Origin of the sequence: Serratia sp. G204Y (assembly GCF_051172435.1) — a bacterium.
Classification (GTDB): Bacteria; Pseudomonadota; Gammaproteobacteria; order Enterobacterales; family Enterobacteriaceae; genus Serratia; species Serratia sarumanii.
In genome coordinates this window covers 472064-487184 of the sequence record NZ_JBPIZA010000001.1, presented here as the reverse complement: position 1 = coordinate 487184, position 15121 = coordinate 472064, and the positions used below count along the sequence as shown (strand labels likewise).

At 63.2% G+C, this 15121-nt stretch carries 15 protein-coding genes and 1 tRNA gene; 7 read left to right on the top strand and 9 right to left on the bottom strand.

Annotated elements, in window-relative coordinates; all coding sequences use genetic code 11:
• Positions 1-3: 3 nt before the first annotated feature.
• Positions 4-939: an ABC transporter substrate-binding protein gene (locus ACSBQQ_RS02385; protein WP_060427819.1), complete on the top strand. Its 936-nt coding sequence runs from the start codon at positions 4-6 to the stop codon at positions 937-939.
• Here the strand turns inward: ACSBQQ_RS02385 and ACSBQQ_RS02380 are convergent, their stop codons facing one another.
• Positions 940-1680: a transporter substrate-binding domain-containing protein gene (locus ACSBQQ_RS02380; protein ID WP_060427817.1), complete on the bottom strand. Its 741-nt coding sequence runs from the start codon at positions 1678-1680 to the stop codon at positions 940-942.
• A 286-nt stretch (positions 1681-1966) separates the two neighbouring features.
• On the opposite strand from ACSBQQ_RS02380, the gene opgB reads away from it, so the two are divergent.
• Together opgB and ACSBQQ_RS02370 are read left to right on the top strand one after the other, a co-directional pair.
• Positions 1967-4270, top strand: a complete 2304-nt coding sequence (gene opgB, locus ACSBQQ_RS02375; protein WP_060427815.1) for a phosphatidylglycerol--membrane-oligosaccharide glycerophosphotransferase — start codon at positions 1967-1969, stop codon at positions 4268-4270.
• A gap of 138 nt (positions 4271-4408) precedes the next feature.
• On the top strand, positions 4409-5872 hold the full coding sequence (locus tag ACSBQQ_RS02370; protein WP_060427814.1) for an AMP nucleosidase: 1464 nt from the start codon (positions 4409-4411) through the stop codon (positions 5870-5872).
• A 36-nt stretch (positions 5873-5908) separates the two neighbouring features.
• On the opposite strand, the gene nac is transcribed toward ACSBQQ_RS02370, so the two are convergent.
• Positions 5909-6832: a nitrogen assimilation transcriptional regulator NAC gene (gene nac, locus ACSBQQ_RS02365; protein WP_033635160.1), complete on the bottom strand. Its 924-nt coding sequence runs from the start codon at positions 6830-6832 to the stop codon at positions 5909-5911.
• A 338-nt stretch (positions 6833-7170) separates the two neighbouring features.
• On the opposite strand from nac, the gene ACSBQQ_RS02360 reads away from it, so the two are divergent.
• Positions 7171-7246 (top strand) — tRNA-Asn (locus ACSBQQ_RS02360).
• Between the two features lie 56 nt (positions 7247-7302).
• On the opposite strand, the gene ACSBQQ_RS02355 is transcribed toward ACSBQQ_RS02360, so the two are convergent.
• Both ACSBQQ_RS02355 and ACSBQQ_RS02350 read right to left on the bottom strand, forming a co-directional pair.
• Positions 7303-7743 carry a DMT family transporter gene (locus tag ACSBQQ_RS02355; RefSeq protein WP_060427811.1) on the bottom strand — a complete coding sequence of 147 codons (441 nt, stop codon included), beginning with the start codon at positions 7741-7743 and terminating at the stop codon, positions 7303-7305.
• A 17-nt stretch (positions 7744-7760) separates the two neighbouring features.
• Entirely contained in the window at positions 7761-8279 is a 519-nt protein-coding gene (locus tag ACSBQQ_RS02350; protein ID WP_060427809.1) for a GNAT family N-acetyltransferase, read from the bottom strand.
• Positions 8280-8317: 38 nt separating this feature from the next.
• Here ACSBQQ_RS02350 and ACSBQQ_RS02345 point away from each other — a divergent pair, with 38 nt between their 5' ends.
• The gene (locus ACSBQQ_RS02345; RefSeq protein WP_060427807.1) at positions 8318-8887 is read left to right on the top strand and encodes a helix-turn-helix domain-containing protein; all 570 of its coding nucleotides are present in this window, start codon (positions 8318-8320) and stop codon (positions 8885-8887) included.
• Positions 8888-8900: 13 nt separating this feature from the next.
• On the opposite strand, the gene ACSBQQ_RS02340 is transcribed toward ACSBQQ_RS02345, so the two are convergent.
• From ACSBQQ_RS02340 to ACSBQQ_RS02330, 3 genes are all read right to left on the bottom strand, one after another.
• Positions 8901-9194: a DUF2623 family protein gene (locus tag ACSBQQ_RS02340; protein ID WP_033654910.1), complete on the bottom strand. Its 294-nt coding sequence runs from the start codon at positions 9192-9194 to the stop codon at positions 8901-8903.
• Between the two features lie 130 nt (positions 9195-9324).
• Positions 9325-9912, bottom strand: a complete 588-nt coding sequence (locus tag ACSBQQ_RS02335; RefSeq protein ID WP_033635168.1) for a nitroreductase family protein — start codon at positions 9910-9912, stop codon at positions 9325-9327.
• Between the two features lie 69 nt (positions 9913-9981).
• Entirely contained in the window at positions 9982-10878 is an 897-nt protein-coding gene (locus ACSBQQ_RS02330; RefSeq protein WP_060427806.1) for a LysR substrate-binding domain-containing protein, read from the bottom strand.
• Positions 10879-10993: 115 nt separating this feature from the next.
• On the opposite strand from ACSBQQ_RS02330, the gene ACSBQQ_RS02325 reads away from it, so the two are divergent.
• Positions 10994-11629, top strand: coding sequence for a flavodoxin family protein (locus ACSBQQ_RS02325; RefSeq protein ID WP_060427804.1), 636 nt, complete (start codon positions 10994-10996; stop codon positions 11627-11629).
• Positions 11630-11772: 143 nt separating this feature from the next.
• Positions 11773-12882 (top strand): glycosyltransferase family 9 protein, encoded by a 1110-nt coding sequence (locus tag ACSBQQ_RS02320; RefSeq protein ID WP_060427802.1) that lies wholly within the window; start codon positions 11773-11775, stop codon positions 12880-12882.
• Here ACSBQQ_RS02320 and ACSBQQ_RS02315 read toward each other — a convergent pair.
• Complete coding sequence (locus ACSBQQ_RS02315) at positions 12812-14029, bottom strand: O-antigen ligase family protein (protein WP_060425952.1); 1218 nt, start codon at positions 14027-14029, stop codon at positions 12812-12814. The two genes, ACSBQQ_RS02320 and ACSBQQ_RS02315, sit on opposite strands and share 71 nt — an antisense overlap.
• Positions 14007-14915 carry a sugar glycosyltransferase gene (locus ACSBQQ_RS02310; protein ID WP_033647918.1) on the bottom strand — a complete coding sequence of 303 codons (909 nt, stop codon included), beginning with the start codon at positions 14913-14915 and terminating at the stop codon, positions 14007-14009. The genes ACSBQQ_RS02315 and ACSBQQ_RS02310 overlap by 23 nt, the downstream gene beginning before the upstream one ends.
• Positions 14916-15121 lie beyond the last annotated feature (206 nt).

Genomic DNA, 15121 nt, shown 5'->3' with positions numbered 1-15121 from the left:
ACCATGATCAAACAAACCCTCTGCGGGCTGCTGCTCGGCGCCGCCATCACCGGCCAGGCCGGCGCGGCCGAAAAGCTGACGCTGGTGCTCGACTGGTACATCAACCCCGATCACGCGCCGATTATGGTGGCCGAGCAGATCGGCGCCTTCAAGGCCGAAGGGCTGGACGTCAAGATCGTGCCGCCGTCCGATCCGGCGCTGCCGCCGCGGCTGGTGGCCGCCAAACAGGCCGACCTCGCCATCACCTACCAACCTCAGCTGCATTTCTTCGCCGATCAGGGCCTGCCGCTGATGCGCGTCGGCACGCTGATCAACACGCCGCTGAATACGGTGATCGCGCTGGATAAAAGCATCACGTCGCCGGCGGATCTCAAGGGCAAGACGGTGGGTTACTCGGTCAGCGGCATCGAACAGGCGACGCTGGCCACCATGGTCGAACACGAACACCTCAAGCCGCAGGACATCAAGCTCATCAACGTCAACTTCCAGCTGACCAGCGCCCTGCTGGCGGGCCAGGTCGATGCGGTGATCGGCGGCTACCGCAACATCGAAGCGCTGGAGCTGAAGCTGCAGGGCAAGACGCCGGTGGTGTTCAACGTCGAAGATTACGGCGTGCCGGCCTACGACGAGCTGATCATCGTCGCCCACCGCGATGCGGTGAACGAGCCGAAAATCCGCAAGTTCCTCGCCGCGCTGAAGCAAGGCAGCGACTACCTGCACGCGCACCCGCAGGACACCTGGCTGGCGTTCGCCAAGGCGCACCCGGAGCTGAATACCGAGCTGAACAAACAGGCGTGGCAAGCCAGCCTGCCGCTGTTCGCGCGCGATCCGGCCAAGCTGGATCGCGCCCGCTACCAGGCTTACGAACAGTTCCTGTTCGACAACAAGCTGATCAAGAAAATCACCCCGGTGGAACAGTACGCGGTGGAGTTGAACTGATCACGCCGAGGCGGCCGGCGGCGCCACCGTCACCTCACCCTGGCCGCTGCGCTGCAAGGCCGCCTTCACCAGCCCGTTGGCCTTGCAGCGCTCGATAAAATCGTTCACGTAGGCGGCGCCCTGCGTTTTTTGCCGCGGCACCGCCAGCGCCTGGCGGATAGCGGTGAAATGCCCGTCCAGCACTCGGTAGCCAGGATGGGCGGCCGCAGCGGCCAGCAGCGGTTGGCGCACGCCGGCCGCCGCCTCCAGCCCCCGGTCGAAAAACAGCGCGATCGCCTCGGCGGAGGTTGCCGCCCGCACCAGCTGCGCCTGCTGCAGCGTGCGCGATAAAAACAGATCGTACGCCGCCCCCTGGCCGACCGCGATGCGCACCTCCGGCCTGTCGAGCTGCGCCACCTCAAAGTAAGGCGCGTCGTTCGCCACCAGATAGGTTCCCTCGATGATCACGTAGGGCTCGCTGAAGGCGATCTGCGCCGCGCGCACCGGCTCGATGGCCATAAACGCCAGGTTCCAGGCGCCGCTGTCCAGGTCGGCGAACACCTTGCCCGCCGCGTCATAGGTGACCAGTTCGAGCGCCACGCCCAGTTCCTGGGCCAGCGCGGCGGCCAGCTCCACCGAAGCGCCTTGCGGTTTGCCACCGGCCCCGGCCTGTGCCAGCACCGGATTGCCGTAGTTGATCGCCGCGCGCAACACGCCTTGCGGGGCCAGATCGTCGAGTACCGCGGCGGGAATCGTCTGCATACTTCCTCCTGAATGGCTGATGGGCGCACCGTCGTGGCGCTCATTAAGCGTAGAGCGAAACCTCCGACCAGCAAGCTTTCGCCGCCGAGGCCGCCGTCGGCGTGATTAACGTCACACTATTGTCATAAAAATGTACAATAGCCGCCGCTCGTCGGCCGTAGCGGGAGATCGCGCGTTGTTCCGCCGCCGGCAATAGGCTATACCCTTCACTTTTCGCGCCGCGGCACGCTCGGCGGCGCAGACCAGGGCAGCAACGGTTTTATTTCAATCAGACAGGGTTTGGCGGATGGTTTTAGCAGTCGTTTCGTTTGTTCTCTTTTTGGCGTCGATTTTGATTTATCGCACCCGGGCCGCCGCCAACCGCTGGTGGTTCGCCATTCTGCTGACGCTGCTCGGCAGCTATCTGGTGCTGAACGTCATCCTGATCGCCAGCAACTACTTCACCGGCGACGGCATCACCGACGCGGTGATCTACACCGTCACCAGCAGCCTCAAAGGCGCGGGCATCAGCAAATACGTGCTGCCGTTCATCGGCCTGCTGGCGGCGTTGGGGCTTATCTTCGCGGTGCTGGCTCGCAGCCTGCTGCGCCGCAAGGCCAAAGGCAGCAGCGTGGCCTACAGCATCGTCGCCGTGCTGCTGGCGCTGTTTTCGGTCGACACCACCCCGGCGTTTCAGGACATCTCGCTGCTGGTCAAGAGCCAGATCGTCGGCGATACCGCCGATTTCACCACCTACTACAAGGCGCCGAAAAAGACCGTGCAGGGCAAGCGGCCGAACCTGGTGTACATCTATGCCGAGAGCCTGGAGCGCACCTACTTCGACGCCGAGCTGTTCCCCGGCCTGGCCGACGAGCTGAACGCCCTGCGCACGGACAGCATCGATTTCAGCAACACCCAGCAGCTGCCGGGCACCGGCTATACCATCGCCGGCATGGTCGCCTCGCAGTGCGGCATTCCGCTGTTCGCGCCCTTCGACGGCAACGCCTCCAGCGCGGTCTCCACCTTCTACCCGGAGAACGTCTGCCTGGGCGACGTGCTGAAGGCCGCCGGCTACAGCAACTATTTCTATCAGGGCGCCGAGCTGGCGTTTGCCGGTAAAGACACCTTCCTGAAATCCCACGGCTTCGACCACGTTTATGGCTTCAAAGAGCTGCGCGAACAGGTCGCCGATCCGAGCTACAAAAACGACTGGGGCTGGTACGACGACAGCGTGCTGGACGTGGTGTACGGCAAATTCGTCGAGCTGTCCAAACAGCGCCAACCCTTCTCGCTATTTACCCTGACCGTCGATACCCATCACCCGGACGGCTTTATCTCCGCCGGCTGCAGCAAGAAAAGTTACGCCTGGCAGAACAAGGAAAACCGCTCGCTGAGCGCGGTGGCCTGCAGCCAGCAACACATCGCCGCGCTGATCGACAAGATCAAACGCTCGCCCTATTTCAGCAACACCGTGATCGTGGTGTCCTCCGATCATCTGGCGATGAACAACACCGCCTACGATATCCTGACCAAACAGAAGCGCCGCAACCTGTTCTTCATCATCGACGGCACCCGGCCGCTGGCGGAACAGCGCAACGAGAAGCGCAGCACGCTGGACAACGGCGCCACGGTGCTGGACGTGATGGGCGGCGACAACTACATCGGCCTCGGCCGCAGCAGCCTGTCGGCGCCGTCGCTGTCTACGGTGTTCCTGAATATCGAAGAGAAAATCAACGGCTGGAAACCGGCGGTGATCAATCAGTGGGGCCTGCCAAACCGCATCAGCGACTACAGCGTGGATACGCGCCAGCGCAGCTTCAGCTTCTCCGGCGTCACCTACAAGGTGCCGTTCATTCTGCGGGTGGGCGATAACCGCATCGAACCGATGTTCAACGTCTACCTTTCCACCCCGCTGCGCAAGCAGCTGGCCGGGCTGGGCGCGGGGGAGAAATTCGTCTGGGTCGATAAATGCTACGAGATCGGCCGGGTCTGGGCGCCGAAACTGGCGTTGAGCACCGACATCTGCGTGGCCTCCGGCACCCTGGCCTCGCCGCCGCAGATCGTGCAGGCCAGCGGCGATCGCTTCCGCGGCAAGGTGAGCTTTACCGCCCCGGCGGCGGACAGCGTCGCCGATTACCAAAACGCCGTCGCTCGCCTGCAGGTGGACGACGCGGCGATGAAGTACCGGGCGGACAGCATCGAGTTCATGCTGCCCGGCCTGCCGGAGCAGGTGAAAGCCATCACCGGCGTTTCCGGCGTCGAGGAGTGGGGCCGCTGGTCCGACGCCAACCTGGCGCCGGCGGTCGACATCGATTACGTCGATCCGCTGCCGAAGCGCTTCGATCTGGTGCTGCGCGCCCGCGCCTACGGCAATAACGTCGGCGAACCGATTTCGGTGCGCGTCGGCGACGAAGAGCGTTTCGTGTCGCTCGGCGAACAGGACAGCACCGTCACCCTGCGCTTCGACAACCCGCGCGGCGCGCAGAAGATCAGCATTACCCCGCCGGCGCCGACCGAGCCGAAAGAGAGCGCCAGCGGCGGCTTTACGCCGAAAAAGCTGGGCATCGGCCTGGTGTCGCTGAAAGTCGAGGCGGCCTCCCCCTCCTCCTGATCCCCACGCCTTCACGGGCGCGGTATTTTCTTTGCCGCGCCCGTCATTTCGACCAAGCTTTTACGCCTTTCTTCGGCTAACCTGTGACGGTAAAACGCCGCAACCCCGCTACAGAGCCGGGACATCCAAGGAGAAAGTATGAGCTATGCCCCACCTCGCAGCGGCCTCAGCGCCGATCAGGCACTCGATCAACTGGAAGCCCTATATGACGCCGCGGTAGACGCGCTGCGTCAGGCGGTCAGCGACTTTATCAGCCACGGCACCCTGCCGGATGCGCAGGCGCGCGCCGCCGGGCTGTTCGTGTATCCCGAGCTGCGCGTCAGCTGGGACGGGCAGCAATCCGGCCCGAACAAAACCCGCGCCTTCGGCCGCTTTACCCATCCCGGCAGCTACAGCACCACCGTGACCCGGCCGCAGCTGTTCCGCCATTATCTGGCCGAACAGCTGGCGATGCTGGAGCACGATTATGCCGCCCATATCGAAGTGGCGCCGTCGCAGCAGGAGATCCCGTTCCCTTACGTGATCGACGGCTCCAGCCTGGCGCTCGATCGCTCGATGAGCGCCGGCATCGCGCAGCATTTCCCCACCACCGAGCTGGCGCAGATCGGTGACGAGACCGCCGACGGCCTGTACCACGCCACCGACAGCCATTTCCCGCTGTCGCATTTCGATGCGCTGCGCGCGGATTTCTCGCTGGCGCGGCTGCGGCACTACACCGGCACGCCGGTGGAACACTTCCAGCCGTTCGTGCTGTTCACCAACTACACCCGCTATGTGGATGAGTTCGTGCGCTGGGCCTGCGCCCAGATCGCCGATCCGGCCAGCCCCTACATCGCCCTCTCCAGCGCCGGCGGCACCTACATCACGCCGGAAACCCGTGCCCCAGAGCAGGCAGTGTCCGATCTGGCGTGGAAAAACCACCAGATGCCGGCCTATCACCTGATCTCGCGCACCGGCCAGGGCATTACGCTGATCAACATCGGCGTCGGCCCGTCCAACGCCAAGACCATCTGCGATCACCTGGCGGTGTTGCGCCCGAGCGCCTGGCTGATGATCGGCCACTGCGGCGGCCTGCGCGAAAGCCAGAAGATCGGCGATTACGTGCTGGCCCACGCCTATCTGCGCGACGATCACGTGCTGGATGTGGTGCTGCCGCCGGATATTCCGATCCCGAGCATCGCCGAGGTGCAGCGCGCCCTGTACGACGCCACCAAGATGGTCAGCGGCATGCCCGGCGAAGAGGTCAAACAGCGTTTGCGCACCGGCACCGTGGTCACCACCGACGATCGCAACTGGGAGCTGCGCTATTCCGCTTCGGCACGGCGCTTCAACCTCAGCCGCGCGGTGGCGGTCGACATGGAGAGCGCCACCATCGCCGCCCAGGGTTACCGCTTCCGGGTGCCGTACGGCACGCTGCTGTGCGTCTCCGACAAACCGCTGCACGGCGAAATAAAACTGCCGGGCCAGGCCAACCGCTTCTACGAAGGGGCGATCTCCGAGCACCTGCAGATCGGCATCTGCGCCATCGATCTGTTGCGCGCCGAGGGCGATCGCCTGCATTCGCGCAAGCTGCGCACCTTCAACGAGCCGCCGTTCCGGTAACGGTTCTCAGGCCCGCTGCGGCGGGCCATTTTTTCCTTAACGCACCAACGCCAGCGCGCGCTTCTCCTGGCTGCGGCCGCCGGCGATCGACAGCAGCAGGTCTTTGACCAGCAGCGCCGGGGCGGACAGCGCCTGTTGGCCCGACATGCACAGCGACAGCGGCACCGACATCGTCGGCGCATTGATGCGCGCCATCCAGGCTTTGGCCGGGCCGATCATCGCGCGCGCCACCGATTCCGGCAGCACGGTCGCCCCCAGCCCGCCGGCGATCGCGGCGCTCAGCGCGCCCGAGGATTCGATCTCCCCCACCACGTTGACAGCCAGCTTGCGCAGCGCCATCGCCTCTTCCAGCTGATTGCGCACCGCATCGCCCTCGCGCGGCAGGAACAGGTTTAGCCGCGCCACGTCCAGCAGCTCGACGCTGTTGCCGGGATGCGGCACCGCGCGCGTCGCCACCAGATAAAGATCTTCTCGCATCAGTGCGATGGCGTGCAGCCCGGCGGGCATTTTGGCGCCGTAGACCATCGCCATGTCCAGCGTCTGGTTAGCCACCTGCCCGGCCAGCGCCGCGCCGCCGTTTTCATGCAGGCTGAGCAGGATACCCGGCTGCTGATCGCGCAGGCTCTGCAGCAGCGGCAACGCCAGCTGCGCCGCGGTGCTGCCCGACGCCAGCCCGAGAGACACCTGGCCGCTCATCGCCTGCCCGGCGCTGTTGACCGCGCTCTGCGCCTGCTCGCACTGGCGCAGAATGGTTTGCGCGTGGGCATACAGAATGTTGCCGGCCTCGGTCGGCTGCACGCCGCGCTTGGTGCGGATCAGCAGCTGTTGCTTCAGCTCCCCCTCCAGCGTCGCCAGCTGCTGGCTGAGCGCCGGCTGGGCGATGTGCAACACCTCCGCCGCCTGGGTCAGGCTGCCGATATCGACGATTTTCACGAAGTACTTCAGACGTCTGAAATTCATAGTGCCTCCAGCGAGCCGCTAAATTGAGAATGCCGAAATCCGGTTAGGCAACCACAGCAAGATCCAGGCCAGAGTCGGTAAACGGCCACGGAAGCGGGATATACGGCGGTCAACGGCCGTTCGCCGGGCGACGCGCGCCACCGCGCAGGGCAGCCGTTGCACCATCGGCAGGCAAATGCGCCAAACAACGGGCAATCCGGCGGCGCTGCGCGCGGGATAAGCGATAAAAGCGAGAAAAAGCAGCAGGTTGGGCAATCTTGCAGCAAACGAGCGCGTCGGGCGTTTTCACGCTTTACAAGCCGCAACCGCCCCGCTATTATTCGCCCCGTTCACACGATTCCTCTGTAGTTCAGTCGGTAGAACGGCGGACTGTTAATCCGTATGTCACTGGTTCGAGTCCAGTCAGAGGAGCCATATTTAGAGAAGCCCGCTCAGGGAAACCCGAGCGGGCTTTTTGCTTTCTGCCGCCGTCAAAAGATGCGTTTCGCCACCAGATAGGCGCCCGCCACCAGCAACAGGGCGCCGACCAGCGCCGGCAGATTGTCGCGCAGCGCCGCCGGGCCGGCGCGGTAGACGTCCACCAGCAGCCCCATGCACAGCTGGCTGGCGACCAGGATCGAGATGGTGGCCGCCGCGCCCAGTTTTTGGTAACCCAGGATGCCGGCGAACACGAACAGCGATCCCAACAGCCCCGGCAGCAGCATCCACCACCTGGCGGCGCCGGTCACTTCCGCCAGCGCGCCGAGGCCGTTTTTGGCCAGCAACAACCCCACCAGCAGCAGCAAACCGACGCTGGAGTTGATCACCAGCGTGATAAGGATGGTCGAGACGCTTTCGGTAATGCGCACCATCAGCAGATTCTGCACCACCAGCCCCATTCCCGCCGCGATCAGCAGCAACAGCATATTCATCGCCCTGTCTCCCCGGTTCAGCACGCCGGCGGCGCCGTTCGCTCGTCGAGCGTCAGCTGCAGGAAAGTCAGATCCAGCCATTGGCCAAATTTGGCGCCCACCTGTTCCATGCGCCCCACCTCGCGGAACCCCAGCGCCAGATGCAGTTGAATGGAGGCCTGATTGCCGGATTCGATACCGGCCACCATCACGTGCTTGCCGATCTCCCGCGCCCGTGCGATCAGGGCGATCAACAGCGCTTTGCCAATCCCTTCACCGCGATGCGCCTGATGGACATACACCGAGTGTTCTACGGTATGGCGATAGCCGTCCCAGGCGCGCCAGTCGCCGAACGACGCGTAGCCGATCGCCTCGTCCGCGCCGTTCACCGCCACCAGCACCGGGTAGCCCGCCGCCTGCCGTTCGCCGATCCAGGCCGCGCGGTTGGCCGCATCCACGGTTTGTTCATTCCAGATGGCGGTGCTGTTCAACACCGCGTCGTTATAGATGGCGGCAATCGCCGCGCTATCGTTGAGCGTCGCATTTCGTATAATCATGGTTTACCCCGGCCAATTGTCCACTATAATACTACGATATGAATATTAAATTAGACAATCTAAATCAGCTGATCGGCGCACGCATTCGCCTTGAGCGCGAGGCGCGCCACTGGTCGCTGTCCGATCTGGCCGAGCAGGCAGGCGTCTCACGGGCGATGGTTCATAAGATCGAGCGCGGCGAGAGCAGCCCGACGGCGATGCTGCTGGCCAGGCTGGCGGGGGCGTTCGGCCTCAGCATGTCCAAGCTCATCGCCCGGGCGGAAACGCAGGAAGGCCGGCTGCTGCGCCGGGAAGATCAGCCGGTCTGGGTCGATCCGGAGAGCGGCTACGTGCGGCGCCACGTGTCGCCGCGCACCGATCTGCCGCTCGATCTGGTGCGTATCGAACTGCCGGCCGGCGCGACGATCCCGATGCCGGCTTCGGTGTATGCCTTTAAGCGCCAGCTGATCTGGGTTTTATCCGGCGAGTTGGTCTTTGTGGAAGGTGACGCGCGCCATGACATGGCCGAGGGAGACTGCCTGGAGCTCGGCCCACCGGCGGACTGCCGCTTTGAAAACCAGAGCGATCAACCGTGCGTGTATATGGTGGCGGTGCTGAGCCCCGCCTGATGCCCCGCCCGCGCTAGCCCTGCGTCGGCCGGTTATAGCCGGCGCGGAAAAACTTCTCCGCCAGCCGGCTGTCGCCGCCGGAAAAAAACTCGCTCATCGGCTCGCTGCCGAGGCCATAGGCGCGGCTCAGCTGCCCGGCCTCGAACGCCGCCCGGTTTTCGTCGCCGCAGCGCTGCGCCAAATGGTGCGCATAGCCGAGCACAAAGCCGCGCTTGTAGTCGGAGCAAAAGCGCGACAGCTCCGTCTCCGGCTTCAGACTCTCCGCCTTTAACCCCGCCAACAGCCCTTTGCCAAAATGGTCTCCCACGGTTTCCTCCTCATTACGCTATCGCTATATAATAAAATATACAGCGAATGAGCGAGCGAGAACATACTCCCTAAGTTTTACTCGCCGCATAAAAAAGGCCCGCCAAGCGGGCCTCGGCAAGAACGGGCGATCACAGCGTGAAATTCAGCCCTTCGCTGACGGTTTTGCCCAGCGGCAGGCGGCCCGACGGCGCCTCTTTTTCCTGCAGGAAATCCGGCAGGCGGGCTTTGTCACCCGGTTTGCCGATCGCCACCATGGCGTGCACCGCATAGTCGTCCGGCAGCTGCAGCGCCGCTTTGATCTTGTCGTGGTGAATGCCGCTCATGCAGTGGGTCAGCCAGCCTTTCAGGTGCGCCTGATGCGCCAGGCTGGCCCAGGCCGCGCCGGTATCGAACGCGTGGGTCGGGTTGTCCACCAGCCGTTCGCCGTTCAGGCTGGTGGTTTTGGAGACGATCACCACCAGCGCCGAGGCATGCTGCGCCCAGCCGCGGTTGAAGTCGATCAGGAATTCCAGGTAGTTCTCCCAGCTGTCGGAACCGTGCTTGCTATAGGCAAAGCGCCACGGCTGAATGTTGTAGGCCGAAGGCGACCAGCGCGCCGCTTCAAAAAAGCTCAGCAGCGTTTGATCGTCGATGGCGTCGTTGGCCATCGCGCGCGGCGACCAGCGTTCGATAAATTGCGCATCAATCGGATAATCGGAAGTTCTTGGCTGGCTCATGATAGGTTCTCGCAGTGAAGTAAAAACAAAAGTTCGCTGATATTCCCACAGCTTAGGGCGATAAAACTTTTATTTCGTGCCATTGCCCTGCGGCAGCTCCTGCTGCAGCCAGGCGAGAAACGCCCTGACCGGCGGATGCCGTTCGCGCCCCGGCGCGCACAGCACGCTGTACGCGGCGCCCGGTACGCGCACCTCCGGCCGGTACGCCACCAGCAGACCGTTGTCCACCATATCGGACACCATCACCGAGCTCGCGAGCACTATCCCCTGCCCGGCCACCGCCGCCTGCAGGGCGTAATGCTCCTCGTGATAGCTGCGCATCGCCGCATGGCGCTGCCACCAGTCCACGCCGGCGGCCCGGCACCAGTCGCGCCAGCCGCTGTCGTACAGCGCCGAATCCCCCCATTTGACGGTGATCAGCACCGGGTTTTCCGGTTCGGCGGCGGCCAGCCCCGGCGCCGCGTAGACGCCAAAGCTTTCCTCCAGCCGCGCCGTCTGATGCAGCGCGGGATACTGCGCGCGGCTGTAGCGCACCGCCACGTCCACGCTGGCGTCCTGCTGCAGATCGATCACCTCGGCGCAGGCCTCCAGGCGCACCAGATAGTGCGGGTAGGCCTGGTAGAAACGCCCCAGGCGTGGCACCAGCCACAGCGCCGCGAAAGAGTGCGTGACCGAGACGCACAGCGATCCTGTGCTGGGCTGCGGCCGCAGGCCTTCGAGCGTAGCGGCGACGTCCAGCAGCGCGCCGTGCACCCCGGCAAACAGCGTTTCGCCTTTCGGCGTCAGCCGCACGCCGCGCGGCACCCGCTCGAACAGCGCAAACCCCAACTGTTGCTCCAGCGCTTTGATCTGGTGCGAAATCGCCGTCGGCGTCACCGCCAGCTCGGCCGCCGCCAGCTTGAAGCTGCGCAGGCGAGCGGCAGATTCAAAGGTGCGTAATGCGTTGACGGGCAGCGTGGCGAACATGGCGAAACCTCTAGAGATGAGTTGAGCTCATCCTGGCAGAAAAGCCGTCATTTGTCGCCTGCCACTACTTGTTTCTAGAGTAGAGCTGAATTCACTTCATACCGAGGAACATGACATGAGTACAACTCATCAATCCAAACGTTTGGTGGTGCTGGTCGGCAGCCCGCGCCGCGACGGCAACAGCGCCACGCTGGCGCAGGCGATCATGGCGGGCGCCGCCGAAGCCGGCACGTCCGCCAGCCTGCATTTTCTCGATGATTACCTGAGCAGTTTTCTGAGCGATGAGCGCCATACGCCGCCGCCGGCCGATCGCTACGCCGAACTGTTTCTGGAGCACTTCCTGCCGTCCGACGGCGCGGTATTCTGCACGCCGATTTACTGGTACGGCATGTCGGCGCAAACCAAGGCCTTTTTCGATCGCTCGTTCAGCTTCTATTCCAACGCCTACCCTCAGGCGGAACAGGTGCACCAACGCATGAGCGGCAAACGCATCGGGCTGGCGGTAGCGTCGGAAGAGACCTACCCCGGCGCGGCGTTGGGCATCGTACATCAGATCCAGGAGTTCAGCCGCTACACCCATTCCGCATTCGTTGGGCTGGTGCACGGCGCCGGCAATCAGCGCGGCGAGATCGCCCGCGATCCACGCAATCCGCTGCAGGCCGCCCGCGAGCTGGGGCGCGAGTTTTTCACTCGCCCCTATTCGGATTATCAGATGGACAGCCCGCGCAGCACGCAGGTGTGGGAGGAGTAAGCGCGGCGCCCGGAGGCAATTGCAAGCATAACGTTAGCATCTGTCGCAATCTGTTGCGGGCCATTGGCCCGCCGTTGCCGCGCTTGTATGATACGACGCGGCGCCAGACGGTGGCCGCCGATCTCAAGCGGAAGCGAACTGCAATGTCTAAACAGTGGAAAATAGCGGCGGCCAACGCCGGTTTACGTCTCTATACCCGCATCGCGGGCAATTTCCGGCCCGCAGCGAGCTTCGATCCGCAGCAATCCTTTGAACGCATCGTGATTTTCTCCACCAGCGCCCTCGGCGATCTGATGTTCAATACGCCCGCCATCCGCGCACTGTGCGAACGCTATCCCGGCGCGCAAATCACGCTGGTCTCCAGCCATAAAAACCGGCAGCTGGTCGAAGGCAGCCCCTGCTTTCATGACGTGATTTACTGGGACCACAAGGCCAAAGACATGTTGGGCGTTATCCGGCGCCTGCGAAGAAACCGGCCTCAGCTGGCGGTCATCCTGCACTCGAAGGCGCCTTACGATGTGCTGGTCGCCATCGCCGCCGGTTGCCAATACCTGTTCAAAGACGTTTACGGCAACAAACCGAGCGGCATGGAGCGCTGGCTGACCGGCGTCAGCCACAGCACCGGCGGCCATTTGATTCAGCGCAAGCTGGATATGATGGGGCAATTGGGCTGCCGCACCGATAACCCGGCGATGTTCATTCCCGTCGCTTTCCCTGCGCGCGCCAAACCGGCGGGCAAGATCCTGATCGGCTTTCAGATGGGCGCTTCCGAAACGCTGCGCCGCTGGCCGGTCGACCACTTTGTTCAGTTGGCGCAACGGCTGCTGGCGCACTCTCCCGACTGTCAGATCGAGTTGATTGGCAGCAAGGCGGAGCACAGCCTCGAGCGGGAGTTTATGGCGGGTTTGAGCGAGGCGCAGCAACAGCGGGTAGTAAGCCATATCGGCGCGACCACGCTACCGCAACTGCTGGCGACGATCGCCAATCTGCAGGTACTGGTGACCGGCGATACCGGCCCGCTCCACCTCGCCGTGGCGTTGAAAACCGCCACCGTCAGCCTGTTCGTCACCGCTAACCCGCGGCATACCGGCCCCTATCAGGACAGCGAACGGCATCAGGTGATGCACGTGCCGGTTGACAGCGCCGCGCTGAGTGCCGCTGAGCGACGCCAACCGCTCAGCATCATCGCGGCGGAACAGGTGCTGGAGAAGACGCTGGCGGCGCTGCCGTCCGCACAGTCCCGATCCGTTTAGGCTGCGACAGCAGCAACGCCAGCGGCAGCCAAAACAGGTACCAAAACTCCGCCGGATTGGCGATCACAAACATGCCCTGCGAACTGTAGAACACCAGCATAAACAGAAACAGGCCCGCCTCCCAGCGCCGCCCTGCGCGCCAGTGTGCGATGGCGAGCCGCGCGCCGTATCCCAGCAGCGCCAGCAGCAACAGGAAACCCACGCAGCCGCCCTTCAGCAACGCGCCGAGGTACAGGCTGTGCGTGGTGTGGTTCAACTCGCCGGTGTAATTGAGAAAGTTAAGCTGCTTGTCAAAGCCGTAGCCGAAGAACGGCGCCTGTTCTATCAGCGCCAGGCTGTGGCGCCAGATGCTGATGCGAACAAAGCTCTGTTGATACAGCTCGCCAAAGCGCGTCAGCAACATTTCGCCGATCGCACTGTAAACGACGGCGAGAACCACAGCCAGCGCGCCGGGCAACAGAAACCACAGCCACCGTCCCGGCCGGTGTCGATAAGGCATCGCCACCACCACCGCGAGCGCCAGCGCGATCAGCGGGCCGCGGCTTTGCGTCAGCACCATGAACGCCAGCAGCGGCGGGATAAAGCACAGCGCCGCTTTTTGCCCGGTATCGCGGAAAATCATCAGGCTCAACAAAATGGCGATGGCGGCGTAACCGGCCAGATCGATCACGTTGCTCGGCCCCGGATTGCGGGCGGTGGTTTCCCGCAGATGATAAATCGACGGGGCGTCGACCAGCGTCAGATACAAGCACAGCGCCGTCATGCCGGCCAGCATCGCCCACTGCAGTTGATGACGCCGCTCACCGTCGAGCAGCGTCACCAGCCAGGCGAGATAGAGCAGGATATAAGCGCTGTGGGTCAGGGCCGACGGCATGTCGCCCGGCGTCTCGCCCCACAACGCGCTGAGGGAATAATAAAGCAAAAATATCAGCGCCAGCCCGCCGCCCCTGCGCGCCTGACGATTGTCCCACAGCTGCCGCCGCAGCGGCGGCCAGGTGAACACGGCGGCCAGCCACAGCAGCGCCGCCAGATGAAACAGGTTATTGACGCGGGTCTGCCCGCAAAAGATCGCGCTGAAAAACGCGAAGGCTAAAAACAGCGCGCTACCAAAGCGATAACACCGCTCAGGCTTGCTGAAAGTAAACATTGCCGTCCACCTTCTCGAAGATATCGCTGCCGATAGCGCTGTGCAGGGAGAGGTTTTTAATCGCGATCTGCTGCTTTTTCATGATCGCGCCGGCGTGTCGAAAAGCGGGGATCACCAGCGACGCCACCTTGTCCGCCAGGAACGTCGGCAAGCGATCCTGCTCGGTTTCGTAAAAGCGCGGCTGGTGGAAGTTGTTCATGTCCAGTCCGGCGATAAACAGCTGCTTGAAGCCGAGATAGGCGATGATTTGCAGCGCCCAATAGGCCACGGTGCCGGCATCGAAAATGCCACAGCGGATATCCTGGCTGAAGCCGAGCGTGCGGTTCGCGATGCAAAACTCCACCCCGTTTTCCCGGCAGTAGTGATCCCACAGCGCGTCGCTGTCGATCCGGGGACGGTAAATCTTGCAGGCCGCGTCTTCGACAATCGCCAATCGGCAGCCGATCGCCGCCTGTCCAAAACGATCGAGAATGCGCGCCACGCCGTGCACGGTGGTGAACAGCGTCAGCGCCGGCCGTTGAATGACATCGCGCACGATCTCCGGGCGGTTATCGATAAACCCCATGTCCACGATGACGTAGAAGTGAAAATCCACCTGCCGATGCAGGCAATAGGCGCCGTTGACCCCGATCGCGGGCATGGCGGGAATATTTTCGAAACGCAGCGCCTTCACCGACGGGCCGGTAGCCGTCAACAACGCCGGCCCCCGGCAACTGTTGCGCAGTTCGCTCAGCGGGACGATCGGCACCGGCCGGTGCTTGTACCATAAGGCGGCGATTTCACCGCCCTCGCCGCGCGCAATCTTCACGTAGGGCCAGAGGTTTTCGTTATGCCGATAAGGGCGCGCGTGGGAATAGCGGTAGATCTGCTTAAAAAAAGAGCCCATGGTGGCGATGTCCTGTCCAGAGTGCGTGACGATACCTACAGAGGCATCTTTCTGTATGCTCAGAATTTAAAAACGTGTCAGCACTGGCCAGGCCGCACAGCGAGTATCTAAATATTCGTTTAGTGAGGCAATTTTTGTAATTTGAATTATTAGTCAGCGTAGCGGCAAGAAATGTGTCGAAGTGTTATTTGAATGAGGAACTGTTG